The sequence below is a fragment of the Pseudomonas sp. IT-P171 genome (assembly GCF_949767765.1).
Classification (GTDB): Bacteria; Pseudomonadota; Gammaproteobacteria; order Pseudomonadales; family Pseudomonadaceae; genus Aquipseudomonas; species Aquipseudomonas fluorescens_B.
This window is the reverse complement of record NZ_CATKQN010000011.1, coordinates 143825-156683: the sequence shown is the minus strand read 5'-3', so window position 1 is coordinate 156683 and position 12859 is coordinate 143825. Positions and strand designations below refer to the sequence as shown.

11 protein-coding genes are annotated in these 12859 nt (G+C 60.4%); 6 read left to right on the top strand and 5 right to left on the bottom strand.

Going from position 1 to position 12859, the window contains the following annotated elements; translation table 11 throughout:
* Nucleotides 1-74 precede the first annotated feature (74 nt).
* The gene (locus ACM6I5_RS09190) at nucleotides 75-1754 is read left to right on the top strand and encodes an APC family permease (RefSeq protein WP_414883651.1); all 1680 of its coding nucleotides are present in this window, start codon (nucleotides 75-77) and stop codon (nucleotides 1752-1754) included.
* A 96-nt stretch (nucleotides 1755-1850) separates the two neighbouring features.
* Nucleotides 1851-2774: a bifunctional methylenetetrahydrofolate dehydrogenase/methenyltetrahydrofolate cyclohydrolase FolD gene (gene folD, locus ACM6I5_RS09185; RefSeq protein WP_414883650.1), complete on the top strand. Its 924-nt coding sequence runs from the start codon at nucleotides 1851-1853 to the stop codon at nucleotides 2772-2774.
* Between the two features lie 53 nt (nucleotides 2775-2827).
* Here the strand turns inward: folD (ACM6I5_RS09185) and ACM6I5_RS09180 are convergent, their stop codons facing one another.
* From ACM6I5_RS09180 to glnT, 5 genes are all read right to left on the bottom strand, one after another.
* Nucleotides 2828-4153, bottom strand: coding sequence for an ammonium transporter (locus tag ACM6I5_RS09180; protein ID WP_414883649.1), 1326 nt, complete (start codon nucleotides 4151-4153; stop codon nucleotides 2828-2830).
* Nucleotides 4154-4382: 229 nt separating this feature from the next.
* Nucleotides 4383-5711: an FMN-binding glutamate synthase family protein gene (locus ACM6I5_RS09175; RefSeq protein ID WP_339491984.1), complete on the bottom strand. Its 1329-nt coding sequence runs from the start codon at nucleotides 5709-5711 to the stop codon at nucleotides 4383-4385.
* Between the two features lie 15 nt (nucleotides 5712-5726).
* On the bottom strand, nucleotides 5727-6410 hold the full coding sequence (locus ACM6I5_RS09170; RefSeq protein WP_414883648.1) for a protein glxC: 684 nt from the start codon (nucleotides 6408-6410) through the stop codon (nucleotides 5727-5729).
* An 11-nt stretch (nucleotides 6411-6421) separates the two neighbouring features.
* Nucleotides 6422-7327 carry a class II glutamine amidotransferase gene (locus tag ACM6I5_RS09165; RefSeq protein WP_414883647.1) on the bottom strand — a complete coding sequence of 302 codons (906 nt, stop codon included), beginning with the start codon at nucleotides 7325-7327 and terminating at the stop codon, nucleotides 6422-6424.
* Between the two features lie 72 nt (nucleotides 7328-7399).
* A complete protein-coding gene (gene glnT, locus ACM6I5_RS09160) occupies nucleotides 7400-8734 on the bottom strand; it encodes a type III glutamate--ammonia ligase (protein WP_414883646.1) in 1335 nt (444 codons plus the stop codon).
* A gap of 282 nt (nucleotides 8735-9016) precedes the next feature.
* On the opposite strand from glnT, the gene ACM6I5_RS09155 reads away from it, so the two are divergent.
* The 4 genes from ACM6I5_RS09155 to ACM6I5_RS09140 all read left to right on the top strand — a co-directional run bounded on the left by ACM6I5_RS09155 (nucleotide 9017) and on the right by ACM6I5_RS09140 (nucleotide 12849).
* Complete coding sequence (locus tag ACM6I5_RS09155) at nucleotides 9017-9616, top strand: helix-turn-helix domain-containing protein (RefSeq protein WP_123366042.1); 600 nt, start codon at nucleotides 9017-9019, stop codon at nucleotides 9614-9616.
* A gap of 241 nt (nucleotides 9617-9857) precedes the next feature.
* Nucleotides 9858-10724 carry a formyltetrahydrofolate deformylase gene (gene purU, locus ACM6I5_RS09150; RefSeq protein ID WP_414883645.1) on the top strand — a complete coding sequence of 289 codons (867 nt, stop codon included), beginning with the start codon at nucleotides 9858-9860 and terminating at the stop codon, nucleotides 10722-10724.
* Entirely contained in the window at nucleotides 10721-11626 is a 906-nt protein-coding gene (gene folD, locus ACM6I5_RS09145) for a bifunctional methylenetetrahydrofolate dehydrogenase/methenyltetrahydrofolate cyclohydrolase FolD (RefSeq protein ID WP_414883644.1), read from the top strand. Before purU ends, folD (ACM6I5_RS09145) begins: the two co-directional genes overlap by 4 nt.
* Nucleotides 11608-12849 (top strand): FAD-dependent oxidoreductase, encoded by a 1242-nt coding sequence (locus tag ACM6I5_RS09140; protein ID WP_414883643.1) that lies wholly within the window; start codon nucleotides 11608-11610, stop codon nucleotides 12847-12849. The genes folD (ACM6I5_RS09145) and ACM6I5_RS09140 overlap by 19 nt, the downstream gene beginning before the upstream one ends.
* The last annotated feature ends 10 nt before the right edge of the window (nucleotides 12850-12859 follow it).

Genomic DNA, 12859 nt, shown 5'->3' with positions numbered 1-12859 from the left:
CGATCACATGAACTTAAGCGCCACCCGACTTTGACTGCCCCACTACCACTCTACTCAGACATGGGAATACGAAGATGGAAGCGACTACGTTCGAGGCCGTACCGCAGGCCGCCAGCTCAGTGGGCAGCCTGCACCGCAAAATCGATTGGCGCGGGGCTTTCTGGGTCGCCAGTGGCGTGCCCGCCCTGGTCCTGTTCTCTATCGGCGCGATTGCCGCCACGGTAGGCAAACCGGCCTGGATCGTCTGGATTGTGTCGATTCTGTTCGGCTTCATCCAGGCCTTCACCTATGCCGAAATCGCCGGGCTGTTCCCGCACAAATCCGGTGGCGCGTCGGTCTACGGTGCAGTCGCCTGGGTGCGCTACAGCAAGCTGATCGCACCGGTCTCGGTGTGGTGCAACTGGCTGGCCTGGTCCCCGGTTTTGTCCATTGGCTCGGGGCTGGCAGCCGGTTACATCCTCACCGCATTGTTCCCCGCTGATGCGTTGATCAATACCTGGCAACTGACCCTGCTTGACCTGGGCTGGGTCAAAAGCGGCCTGTCGCTACGGATCAACGCGACGTTCGCCATCGGCCTGCTGATTTTACTGACGGTGTTCGCCGTGCAGCATGGCGGCATCTTGCGCTCGGCACGCCTGACCCTGGTGCTTGGCGTGACCTCGCTGATTCCTTTGTTGCTGGTGGGCGTGGTGCCGTTGTTCACCGGGGACGCGGCCCAGGCCAACTTCCTGCCGTTGTACCCGCTGGCCCATGACGCGGCCGGGCAAGTGATCGACGGGCCTTGGGATATTTCCGGGTGGTCATTGATGGCTGGCGGCCTGTTCATGGCTGCATGGTCCACTTACGGTTTCGAAACCGCGGTGTGCTACACCCGGGAATTCAAGGACCCCAAGCGTGACACGTTCAAGGCCATTTTTTACGCCGGCCTGCTGTGCATTCTGGTGTTCACCCTGGTGCCCCTGGCGTTTCAGGGCAGCCTCGGACTCGGCCAACTGGTGACACCGGCGGTGCTCGATGCCAGCGGCGCGGTGGTCACACCGGCGGTCTATAGCGGTCTGTTGTCACCCGCGATCTACAGCGGCATGGGCGTGGGCCAGGTCATGGCGGACAGCATCGGCGGCGGTAAGCTGGTGGCCAACATCGTGCTGATCATGTTGGTCCTGGCCACGTTGCTGGCGATCATGACCTCGATGTCCGGCTCCTCGCGCACCCTGTATCAGGCATCGGTGGATGGCTGGTTGCCGAAATACCTGGGGCGCACCAACGAACATGGCGCGCCTACCGCAGCGATGTGGACCGACTTGTCGTTCAACCTGCTGCTGTTGCTGATGTCCGATTATGTGTTCGTGCTGGCCGCGTCCAACGTCAGCTACATCATCTTCAATTTTCTAAACCTCAATGCCGGCTGGATCCATCGCCTGGACCGTCCCGACTGGATACGCCCGTACAAGGCCCCGACCGTGCTGTTGGTCGCGGGTGGCGTACTGAGCTTCGTCAACCTGGCGTGCATGGGGCTGGGAGCCGATATCTGGGGCGCCGGCACCCTGGTGACCGGCCTGTTGCTGGCGCTGTTGATTCTTCCGGTGTTCTGCTACCGCCACTATGTGCAGGACAAGGGGCGCTTCCCGGAAGCGATGCTCAGCGACCTGTACATTCAGACCGATGCCGGACAAAAACGCGCCGGTTGGCTGCCTTATGCAACGCTGATCGCGGGTGTACTGGTGGTGTACGGTTGCCATCAACTGGTAGCCTGAGCGTCCTTGCCTGCTGGTCTCTGATGGATCATCGGGGCGCAACGACGCCTCGATGATCACTTCGCCCCCCTATCAATCAAAACGACGGTGACTCTTTTGATCAGCACCACCCCTGCACTTGCCCGCGTTATCGACGGCAAAGCCATCTCTGCCCAGGTTCTCGACGAAGTTCGAGAAGAAGTTCTGGTCTTGGCCGGACAGCAGATTTACCCGGCCCTGGCCGTGCTGCTCGTCGGTGAAGACCCGGCCAGCGAGGTCTATGTGCGCAACAAACTGCTGCGGGCCAAGGAAGTCGGCATTCGCTCCCTTGAATACCGTCTGCCGGACGACGCCAGCCAGGCGCAAGTACTGGAACTGATTGCCCAACTGAATGCCGATGCCACGGTGAACGGCATTTTGGTGCAGTTGCCCCTGCCAGGACATATCGACGAGGCGGCAGTGATTCACGCCATCGACCCGATCAAAGACGTGGACGGATTTCATCGGGAAAACGTCGGCGGCCTGGTGCAAGGCATCGAAGTCCTGACACCCTGCACGCCCAGCGGCTGCATGCGTCTGCTGCATGAAACCTGCGGTGACTTGAGCGGCTTGCACGCGGTGGTCATCGGTCGTTCGAACATTGTCGGCAAACCCATGGCAACCTTGTTGCTGCAGGCCAACTGCTCGGTCAGCGTGGTGCACTCGCGCAGCGTCGATGCACCGGCGTTGTGCAGGTTGGCGGACATCGTGGTTGCGGCGGTGGGTCGACCTGAGATGATCGACGCCAGCTGGCTCAAACCCGGAGCGGTGGTGATCGATGTAGGCATCAATCGCATTACCGACGCGTCGGGAAATCGTCTGGTCGGTGATGTCGATTACGCCAGTGCGCGCACTGTTGCCAGCGCGATCACGCCGGTACCCGGTGGGGTCGGGCCGATGACCATTGCGTATCTGCTGAAGAACACCCTGATCGCCAGTCAATTGCAGCGTGCCGCCGTAGCGCGCGAGCGTAAGTCGATCAGTGATGCAGCGTTGAGCTGAGCACCACGAAAACGGCCCACTCGAAGGTGGGCCGTGTCGTTCAATAGTAACGATCAGTGGTTGTAGGCACTCTCGTTGTGTTCAGCCAGGTCCAGCCCCATGTCCTCCACCGATTCATCGGCACGCAAGCCGATGACGGCGTTGATCACCTTGAGAATGATCCAGCTGATGACGAAGCAGTACACCGTCGTCAGCAACACGCCCTTGATCTGCGCCACTACCTGAGCGCCCATGGTCACGTCTTCCACCAGTCCACCCAGGGACGGCACGCAGAACACGCCGGTCAATACTGCACCAATCATTCCGCCGATACCGTGCAAGCCAAACACGTCGAGGCTGTCGTCATATCCAAAGCGGCGTTTCAGCACAGTAACGCTCAAGTAGCAGAACACCCCACACAGCAGACCGATGGCCAATGCGCCGCCGACGCCCACATACGCACACGCCGGAGTAATGCCGACCAAACCGGCCAAAGCACCGCTGGCCAGGCCCAAGGCACTCGGCTTGCCGACCTTGAACCACTCGGTGAACATCCAGCCGAGAATCCCCGCGCAAGCGCCCAGTTGGGTGTTGAGCATGACAATGCCCGAAGTGCCATTGAGACCGCCGCCGGAACCGATGTTGAAGCCGAACCAGCCAACCCAGAGCATGGCCGCGCCGGCCATGGTCAAGCTCAAGTTGTGGGCGGGCATTGGCGTATTCTGGTAACCCTTGCGCTTGCCGAGAATCAGGCACGCAGCCAAAGCAGCGACGCCGGCATTGATATGCACCGCAGTGCCACCGGCAAAATCGAGAACGCCCCAGTTATGCATCAAAGCGCCCGAACCGCCCCAGACCATATGGGCGACGGGCGCATAAACCAGGGTAAACCACAGGGCCATGAACCACAGCGCCGCCGAGAACTTCATGCGCTCGGCGAATGCACCGGCAATCAGCGCCGGGGTAATGATCGCGAAGGTCATCTGGAAGGTCACAAACACGCCTTCCGGAATGTCACCGACCAGGCTCTCCGGGGTCATGCCAGCCAGAAAGGCCCGGCTCAAACCACCGACGAAACTGTTGAACGTCACCTGCCCCTCGACCATGCCGGCGCTGTCGACCACCATGCTGTAGCCATAGATCACCCACAGCACACCGACCAGGCCGGCGATGCCGAAGCACTGGGTGAACAGCGAGAGCATGTTTTTCGCCCGCACCAGACCTCCGTAGAACAAAGCGAGGCCCGGCAGACACATGAACAGCACCAGCACCGCTGCGGTCACCATCCAGGCGGTGCTGCCGGTGTTCAAGGTGGGTGCATCGGCCGCCTGGGCGAGCGGCGCGAGCGCGCCGGCCGCCAATAAGACAAGAAGGGATTTGCCGAGAAGACGATTGACCATTTTCAAAGCTCCTGCAAAAGAATGGAAAGTGTCTGGCAGCGAGCAAAGTGAGTGTGCACGGGCCTCTTGAGAGACCTCTTGGTCGTTGAATGAACATGCCGCGGTCTTTCAGACCCGCTTATAACTGTGGCGAGCGAGCTTGCTCGCGCTCGAGTGCGTAGCACTCGCAAAGATTCTTGGGGCCGCTTTGCAGCCCAGCGCGAGCAAGCTCGCTCGCCACAGGTTTTTGTCAGTAACCGGTACCGGAACCCGGAATCCAGTTGGTTCCCGCCAGCGGCACCCGCGCCATGGCAGCCGACTCCACGGTCAGCGCCACCAGATCCTCGGGATCGAGGTTGTGCAGGTGCGACTTGCCGCAAGCCCGGGCCATGGTCTGGGCTTCCAGCACCAACACGCGCAAGTAGTTGGCCAGACGCCGACCACCTTCCACCGGGTCCAGGCGCTTGGACAGCTCCGGGTCCTGCGTGGTGATCCCGGCCGGGTCGCGGCCGTTCTGCCAGTCATCGTAGAAACCGGCGGCCGAGCCGATTTTCTTCAGTTCCTCGTCCAGGCGTGGATGGTTATCGCCCAAGGCAATCAGCGCGGCCGTCCCGATGGCCACCGCATCCGCACCCAGCGCCATCGCCTTGGCGACGTCGGCACCGTTGCGAATCCCTCCAGAAACAATCAGCTGAACCTTGCGATGCATGCCCATCTCCTGCAAAGCTTGTACCGCTTGCGGAATGGCCGACAAAATCGGGATCCCGACGTGTTCGATGAACACTTCCTGAGTCGCTGCGGTGCCGCCTTGCATGCCGTCGAGCACAATCACGTCAGCCCCGGCTTTTACCGCCAACTTGACGTCGTAGTAAGGCCGGCTGGCGCCGATCTTCACGTAGATCGGTTTTTCCCAATCGGTGATTTCCCGCAACTCGGCAATCTTGATCGCCAGGTCATCCGGGCCAGTCCAGTCAGGGTGACGGCAGGCGCTGCGCTGGTCGACACCGATCGGCAAGGTGCGCATACCAGCCACGCGTTCGGTGACTTTCATGCCCAGCAACATACCGCCGCCACCGGGTTTGGCGCCCTGCCCCAGGACGATTTCAATGGCGTCGGCCTTGCGCAGATCGTCCGGGTTCATGCCATAGCGGGACGGCAAATACTGATACACCAAATGCTGCGACTGGCCGCGTTCTTCCGGGGTCATGCCGCCGTCACCGGTGGTGGTGCTGGTGCCGGCGATGGTCGCGCCACGGCCCAGGGCTTCCTTGGCATTGGCCGACAAAGCACCGAAGCTCATGCCGGCGATGGTCACCGGAATCTTCAGGTGAATCGGCTTCTTGGCGAAGCGGTTGCCGAGGATGACATCGGTGCCGCACTTCTCCCGATAACCTTCCAGCGGGTAGCGCGAAACGCTGGCGCCGAGCAGCAGCAGGTCATCGAAATGCGGCAGTTTGCGTTTGGTGCCACCACCGCGAATATCGTAGATGCCGGTTTCCGCGGCACGCTGGATTTCCTGGATGGTCAGGCGGTCGAAGGTGGCTGACTCGCGCAGCACTGGAGGGGTTTTCTCACTCATGTTATGGCTCCTGGATCAGTACGCGGACGCGTTATCGACTTTGAAGTTGTACAACTGACGGGCCGAACCGTAGCGTTTGAAGTCAGCCGCCTTGTGCTCGAAACCGGCGCGGTCGAGCAGCCCTTGCAGCTCTTCCAGGTGCTCGGCGCGCATCTCTTTCTCGATGCAATCCGAGCCCAGGGACTCAACGGTCCCTTTCACGTAGATGTGGGTTTCATACAACGAATCGCCCAGCGCATCGCCGGCGTCGCCGCAGACCACCAGGCGACCGGCCTGCCCCATGAAGCAGCTCATGTGGCCGATGCTGCCGCCGACAACGATGTCGATGCCCTTCATGGAAATCCCGCAACGCGCCCCAGCGTCGCCTTCAATCACCAGCAACCCGCCATGGGCCGTAGCACCGGCCGCCTGAGAGGCGCTGCCTTTAACCCGGACGTAGCCGGACATCATGTTTTCGGCACACCCGACACCGACGTTGCCATGGACGGTAATCGCGGCTTTTTGATTCATCCCCGCGCAGTAGTAGCCGGCGTGACCCTGGATATCGATGGACACCGCTTCATTCACCCCGACCGCGAGGTTGTGCTTGCCATCGGAGTGAGTCACCACCCACTCGTGATCGGTCACGTTATTGACCTGATCGTGCAGCGCCTGATTGAGGTCACGCACGGTGGCAGTGGAAAGATCGATGGTTTTCATGTGTGCGCTCCTTAAGCTGACTCGCGTTCCCAGATGTAGAGAGTGGCCGGTGCAGGCTCCCAGATTCTGGCGTTTTCGATTCCCGGCAGGCTCGACAAGGCCTGATACTCGGAGGCCATGGCGACGTAGTCGTCCGTCTCGGCAAGGATCGCCGGCTTGCAGGCGACCGGGTCGCGGATCACCGCAAAACCGTTGCGGGTGCCGATGGCGAAGGTGAAGAAACCGTCGAGATCCTCCAGCGAGTGATCCAGCGCTTCCTTCAATGAATCGCCCTGCTGCAGGCGCCAGGTCAGGTAGCCGGCGGCCACTTCGGTGTCGTTGTCGGTCTCGAAGTGAATGCCTTCGCGCTTGAGTTCCTGACGCAGGCGGAAGTGGTTCGACAACGAGCCGTTGTGCACCAGGCACAGGTCGGAGCCAGTGGAAAACGGATGGCTGCCCTCCATGGTTACCGCGCTTTCGGTGGCCATGCGGGTGTGGCCAATAATGTGGCTACCCTTCATGCCGGCCAGGCCGAAGCGTTGGGAAATCTCCTGGGGCAAGCCCATGCCCTTGAGGATTTCGATGCTTTGCCCGGCGCTCATGATGCGCAGGCTCGGTGCCAGTTCAGCGAGGGCCAGGCGTACCGGCGCCTCTTCGGCATGGATCTTCAACACCGCGGCACTGGCGTTCTGGAACCACTCCAGCGAACAGCCCAGGCGCCCTTCCAGTTCGCCCATCAGGGTTTTCCAGTCGAAGCCTTCGGTGGTCGCCTGCAAGGTCAGCTTGACCCAGCCGTCCGCCACTTCATCGCCGTAAATGGCGAAGCCGGCACTGTCCGGGCCACGATCGGTCATGGCCTGCAACATCGGTTCGAAAAGCTTGCCGAGCTGGGATTCCAGCTGCGGATTTTTCAGGTAAAGACCTACGATTCCACACATATCAAGTCTCCTTCGGAGGCAGTGAACGCCCGGCGCCGTGCCGGGTGCCCGAATGGTTATCAAAATAGAAAATCAGAAAAATTCTGTGTAGCGCTGGATCTCCCAATCGGAGACGTGGCGGCTGTATTCCACCCACTCCATGCGCTTGAGCTTGATGAACTCGCCAACGATCTCGGGGCCAAGCACCTCGGCGAACAAGGGGTCGGCTTCGAGCGCGTCGCAGGCTTCCTTGAGCGATTGCGGCAGGGTCTTGATGCCCCGCGCGGCAATCTGCTCGAGGCTCAGGCTGTAGAGGTTTTCATTGCAGACGTGGTCGATTTCCAGCTGCCGATCGATGCCATCCAGGCCGGCGGCGATGATCGCGGCGCTGACCAGATAAGGGTTGCAACCAGCGTCCGGCAGACGGAATTCGAGGCGCCCGTAAGGCACCCTCACCATGGCCGAACGGTTGTTGGCGCCGAAGGCGATAAAGGCTGGCGCCCAGGTCGCACCGGACAACGAATTACCCACCACCAGACGCTTGTAGGAGTTGACCGTCGGCGCGGCGAAGGCACACAGCGCCGGGCCGTGGGCAAGCAGGCCCGCGGCGAAGTGATAGGCCATTTTCGACAGCCCCATGCCGCTCGGATCACTGGCGTCATGGAACAGGTTCTTGTTGTCGGCACTGCTGATCGACAGGTGAAAGTGCATACCGTTGCCGGCACGTTTCGGGTCGGGCTTGGGCATGAACGAGCAGATCATGCCCAGGTCATTGGCGATTTCGCCGGCGGCCATGCGGAAGAAGGTGAAGCGGTCCGCCGAGGTCATGGCGTCGCTGTAGGTGTAGTTGATTTCGAACTGGCCATTGGCGTCTTCGTGGTCGATTTGATAGACCTCGAAATCCACTGCTTGCAAGGCTTCGGTCAGGCGTTCAAGAAACACCCGGGAGCGCGACAGGCCTTTATAGTCGTAGCAAGGCTTGTCGAGGTTGTCGCTGGGGTCGACCAATTGCAACTTGCCCTGCTCGTCGCGACGCATCAGGTTGAACTCGGGTTCCAGGCCGGTGTTGAGGGTCCAGCCCTTTTCTTCCAGGCGCTGCACCTGTTGCTGCAGCACATAACGGCTGTCATACGGATGCGGCTTACCGTCGACGTGGCCGACGCACACCACCCGCCCGTAACCCGGCTGCCAGGGCACCGGAGCCAGGGTGGACAAGTCGCCGCGAGCCATGAAGTCCGGACCGTGGGGCTCCATGCCCATGCCACTGATCGCGAACCCGGCAAAACCCGCCCCCTCTTCGGCGACGGTCTTGAGCCCACAGATCGGCACCGACTTGGTCTTGGCCGCACCGTGAATATCCACAAATTGCGCAAGCACGTACTTGATCCCGTGCTTGTCGATGATGCGCTGGGTTTCTGCTGGCAACATTGCTCGTCACTCCTCGCGAAAGGCAAAACATTCTGGATGGGCCTTGACCGTCTTTTTATTCCTAAAAAGAAAGTTATTTTCCCAATAGGAATGCAAAGCCCTTGCCAGATTCGCGAGTGGAACGTCGAAACGCCGTGACAGGCGCTTTTGTGCTGTATATATGGGAATATTCTTTTCCCTGTGGGAATACTGCCCGCAGGGCAGGCGACAAGCGTCGCCATTTGCACTTTCTCAGTGCGAAACTAATATTACTGAACGGAAAGTGTGCAGGATCTGATGACTATGTCGACCGAAACCGCCCCGCGCCTCAAGCTTGAGCAATATCTGGGATTGCAGATCAAGCGCCAGCGCCAGGCTCAGGATCTAAAATTGTCTGACGTGGCCAAGATTGCCGATATCAGTCAGGGCATGTTGAGCAAGATCGAAAACGCCCAGGTGTCCACCAGCCTCGATACCCTGAGCCGTCTGTGCGACGTGCTTGGCCTGCCACTGTCCAAGTTGTTCAGCGAATATGACCAGCAGGACGGCAGCGCGCTGTTGGTCAAGGCCGATCAGGGCATGGAAGTGGTGCGCCGCGGCACCGAGAAAGGCCATACGTACCATCTGCTCAACCACACCCGTGGGCCGAAGAAGAGCTTCGAGGCCTACATGGTCAGCATGGATGACGCGAGTGAGGAGTTTCCGACCTTCTCCCACCCTGGCACCGAATTCCTCCACCTGCTGGAAGGTGAACTGATCTATCGCCACGGCAATCAGTTGTACCGCATGGAGGCTGGCGACAGCTTGACGTTTGAAGGCGAAATTCCTCACGGCCCCGAGCAACTGGTGCAAGTGCCGATCCGCCTGCTCTCGATCATGAATTACGGCAGCGACAAAGAGTAACGCCCCCTCTTCCCCTGCTTTGCCCCGCCTTAAGGCCGACCCACGTCGGCCTCACGCATTTTCCTGTCAGTTAAAAAACTTTCTTAAAAGCTCTGGACGTGACACACCCATTTCCCCTATAAAGCCACCAACAGGAATAATTTATTCCTCACAAGAAAACGTGCTCAAGGAATGAGCCTGCTGTCCGCTGACACTTTTTTCGCTATGCGATGAGCTGCCGCCATCATCCCGAGGACGTGTCATGCAACACGAAAAAAACCATTTCATCATTAAGATCACCTGTCCCGCGGTGTCCGGCATTGTCGCTGCCGTCACCACCTACCTGGCGGACAACAGTTGCTACATCGGGGAGATGGCGCAATTCGACGACGACTTCAGCGGCCGGTTTTTCATGCGTGCGGTGTTCCGCTTCAACGACGGCCATCAGGGCGACATTCAGCAGATCAAGGACGGCTTCGCCGACGTCGCCAAGGCGTTCGAGATGACCTGGGAATTGCACGACACCCGCGAACCGATGCGCGTGCTGCTGATGGTCAGCAAGTTCGACCACTGCCTGACTGACCTGCTCTACCGCTACCACAAGGGCGAGATGGACATGACCATCACCGCCATCGTCTCCAACCACCTCGACTTGCGACCCATGGCCGAACGCGAGGGCATTCGCTTCATCTACTTGCCGGTGACGAAGGACACCAAGGCTCGACAGGAAGCCGAGCTGATGAAGATTGTCGACGACACCAACACTGAGCTGGTGGTGTTGGCGCGCTACATGCAGATCCTCTCCGATGACCTGTGCAAGCAACTCTCGGGGCGGGCGATCAACATTCACCATTCTTTCTTGCCCGGCTTCAAAGGCGCCAAGCCTTATCACCAGGCCTACCAGCGCGGCGTGAAACTGATCGGCGCCACCGCCCATTACGTCACCAGCGACCTCGACGAGGGACCGATCATTGAGCAGGAAGTACAGCGCGTCGATCACGTCTACCTACCCGACGACCTGGTCGCCACCGGCCGCGACACCGAAACCGTGGCCCTGTCCAAGGCGGTCAAGTACCACCTGGAGCACCGGGTTTTCCTCAACCAGGACAGAACGGTGATCTTCCGGTGAACACGCACAAGCTGATCGACGGCAAGGCCACTGCTGCCCGCGTGCTGGTACAGGTCCGCAAGGACGTGGAGCGCCTGCGCGAGCAAGACATTCAACCGGCACTGGCGGTGATTCTGGTGGGCAGCGACCCGGCCAGCCAGGTCTACGTGCGAAACAAGATCCTGCGCGCCGAAGAGGTGGGTATCCGCTCGCTGGAACATCGGCTGTCCACGGACACCAGCACTGAACAATTACTCATTCTGATCGCCCGATTGAATGCCGATCGTTCGATCCACGGCATTCTCCTGCAACTGCCGCTGCCTTCGCATATCGATGAACTACGTGCACTGGAAGCTATCGCTCCGGACAAGGATGTAGACGGGTTCCACAGTCAGAACGTCGGTGGTCTCAGCCAGGGTCGCACGGTGCTCGCGCCCTGCACCCCCAGTGGTTGTTTGTATTTGCTGGAACAAACCTGCGGCGATTTGCGCGGCAAGCACGCAGTGGTGATCGGCCGCTCGAACATCGTCGGCAAACCCATGGCAGCGTTGTTGCTGCAGGCCGACTGCTCGGTGACCCTCCTGCATTCGCGCAGCCCGGACCCGCAGGCTCTATGCCGGCAGGCAGACATCGTCATCGCCGCCGTGGGGCGCCCAAGGCTGATCGACGCCAGTTGGCTCAAGCCAGGCGCCGTGGTGATTGACGTCGGCATCAACCGCATCGAAGACGATGGCCGCAGCCGCCTGGTAGGCGATGTCGACTTCGACAGCGCCCTACCCCATGTCGCAGCGATCACTCCGGTCCCTGGTGGTGTCGGGCCGATGACCATCGCCTTTCTGATGAAAAACACTGTCACCGCTGCCCTTGCGCAACACCAGGCTCTACACAACCAATCGGAGGCCCTATGCCATTCAATCTATTGAAGTACGGGCTGAGTTCGGAGTACCCGGTAGAAGTGGATTTGCCGCCACCAAAGGAACTCAAGTCGAGCTATGACGTGGTGATCATCGGTGCCGGCGGCCACGGTCTGGCCACCGCTTACTACCTGGCCAAGTACCACGGCATCACCAACATCGCGGTGCTGGAAAAGTCTTACCTGGGCGGCGGCAATACCGCGCGCAACACCGCGGTGATCCGCTCCAACTACCTGACCAGCGAAGGTGTGCGCTTTTATGCCGAGTCGGTGCGAATGTTCCAGTCGCTGTCCAACGAGTTCGACTTCAACATCATGTACTCCGAGCGCGGCCAACTGACCCTGGCCCACACCGATGCCACGGTGCGTTCGTTCCGGCAGCGCGCCGAGGTCAACAAACACTTTGGCGGCCGTACCGAGATGATCGACCGGCAGCAGATCCGTGAACTGGTGCCCAGCCTCAACCTCGATCCCGGCCACTTGCCGGTAATCGCCGGGCTTTGGCACATCGACGGCGCCACCGCGCGCCATGACGCGGTGGCCTGGGGTTATGCCAAACAAGCCGCCAAGCGCGGCGTGGAAATCCATCAGCTCACCGAAGTCCAGGACCTGATCATCGAGAACGGCGCCATCACCGCCGTCAAGACCAACCGAGGCACCATCAAATGCGGTTGTGCGGTGCAGGCGATTGCCGGGCACAGTTCGTTGCTGATGGCCAAGGCCGGGATCCGTTCGCCGATCCAGACCTTCCCGCTGCAAGCGATGGTCACCCAGCCGTTCAAACCGTTTCTCGATCCGCTGGTGAGTTCCTCTGCCCTGCACTGCTATGTGCAACAGACCAGCCGTGGTGAAGTGGTTTTCGGCGGTGGCTCCGATCCCTATCCGCTGTTCAACACCCGCTCGACGCTGGACCTCAAGGAAAGCCTGATCGCCCATGCGATCGAGATGTTCCCGTTCCTGGCCAACGCCAAGCTGATGCGCCAATGGGCCGGCATCACCGACATGACCCCGGATTACAGCCCGATCATGGGCCTGTCGCCGGTGAAGAATTACTACCTCGACGCCGGTTGGGGCACCTGGGGTTTCAAGGCCACGCCGATCTGCGGCAAGACCATGGCCGAGTTGGTCGCCAGCGGCGGCAAGGTGCCGGAGCTGATCAAACCTTTCGGCCTCGAACGTTTCTCGACCTTCCAGCAAGTCAACGAAATGGGCGCCACGGCGGCCAGCCACTGACGGAGAGCAG